The organism is Curtobacterium sp. NPDC090223, assembly GCF_044746585.1.
GTDB lineage: Bacteria > Actinomycetota > Actinomycetes > Actinomycetales > Microbacteriaceae > Curtobacterium.
In genome coordinates this window covers 1-1,306 of record NZ_JBIVCN010000014.1, presented here as the reverse complement: position 1 = coordinate 1,306, position 1,306 = coordinate 1, and the positions used below count along the sequence as shown (strand labels likewise).

The 1,306-nt window shown below is 64.6% G+C and carries 2 protein-coding genes; both read right to left on the bottom strand.

What is annotated here, in order from left to right:
• Positions 1-323 precede the first annotated feature (323 nt).
• Positions 324-785 carry a DUF4383 domain-containing protein gene (locus ACIPJY_RS18060; protein WP_400467697.1) on the bottom strand — a complete coding sequence of 154 codons (462 nt, stop codon included), beginning with the start codon at positions 783-785 and terminating at the stop codon, positions 324-326.
• 47 nt (positions 786-832) lie between these two features.
• On the bottom strand, positions 833-1,306 hold a 474-nt coding region (locus tag ACIPJY_RS18055; protein WP_400467696.1), incomplete at its 5' end, for a sigma-70 family RNA polymerase sigma factor.

The following is a 1,306-nucleotide window of genomic DNA, read 5'->3' as shown; positions in this document are numbered from 1 at the left end:
AAGCTGCTCAACAGCACCTTCAAGACCGACGCCGTCAAGGCCGGCCTGCTCGTCGGGACCGCCACCATCACCGCCCAGATCAAGTAACACCCCCGTACTCCGGCTGTGCATGGCAGACCGGAACGGCCAACGCCCCGTCGCTCGCGACGGGGCGTTGCTCATGCGCCGACTTCCAGAGTCGCCCCGTCGATCGGGGTCAGACACGTCCGATGGAAGGTGCGGTCAGTCATCGGTCCACGTGGCTGATCATGTCGGTCGCTCTGGGAGAACGAACGAAGGGCACTGATCATGTGATCAGTGCCCTTCGCATCATCGCTTGTCAGTCAAGATCGTCCACGTGCGCTGGCTCGGGGCAGAACGATGCCGAGGATGATCATCGCGACAGCGAGGAAGGCGTGGAGCACGTTGTCGGCGCTGTTGAGCGGAACGAAGTTCGCCGCGCCGGTCATGCTCGCAGTGAAGAGGCCGTAGATGAACAGCACCGCGTAGATGATGCCGCCGACCAGCAGGTAGAGCCGTGCACCGCCGGCAGAACGGGCTGCGGCAACGCCGACGATGCCGAAGAGCAAGTGGACGATGTTGTGCAAGACGGATACCTGGAACAGGCCCAGGAGCAGGGCCATGGAGCCGTGACCGGCCATGGACATGGACCCCATGTCCATGGTGAGTCCGGGGATGAAGCCGGCGATGCCGACGATCAGGAAGACGACGCCGAACAGCAGGGCGCCCTTCTGGGTGAGGGTGGCGGCGAAGCCGGTGCGCGGAGCTGCTGCGTTGCTGGTCATGAGAGGTGCCTTTCGGTCGATGTGCTGGTGACGTGGCGCGAGAGTGGTCAGGCGGCTGCTGGGTCGGCCTGCATGCGTTGACGGAGGGCGATGAGCCCGTCTCGGACTCGGGTTTTTGCCGTGCCGAGCGTGGTGTGGAGGTCGCTGGCGACTTCCGCGGTGCTGCGTTCGCCGAGGTACCGCAGAAGAACCGCGTCGCGTTGCTTGTCAGTCAGCTCAGACAAGGCCTCCCGGAGCTGAGCTCTTGAGAAGTGAGCGTCGAACTGGTCGAAGCTGTGGTCGGTGCTGTGGTGATCGCGGATCCCGAGGCGCAAGTCCCGGCGGCGGGACGCTTCACGGCTACGGATCCGATCGATGGCTCGTCGATGGGCGATGGTGCGCAGCCATGACTCGAGCGTGGCGCGAGTCGGGTCGTACCGGGCCGGGTGCTGCCACCACTCGAGGAACGCTTCATGGACGACGTCTTCAGCGAGGTGACGGTCGATGATGATCGTTCCCACGAAACCGCGCAACCCGGACGC

What these genes read in the sequence shown, in the direction of transcription:
- ACIPJY_RS18060 (WP_400467697.1), bottom strand. Translation starts at nt 785, where the DNA reads ATGACCAGCAACGCAGCAGCTCCGCGCACCGGCTTCGCCGCCACCCTC.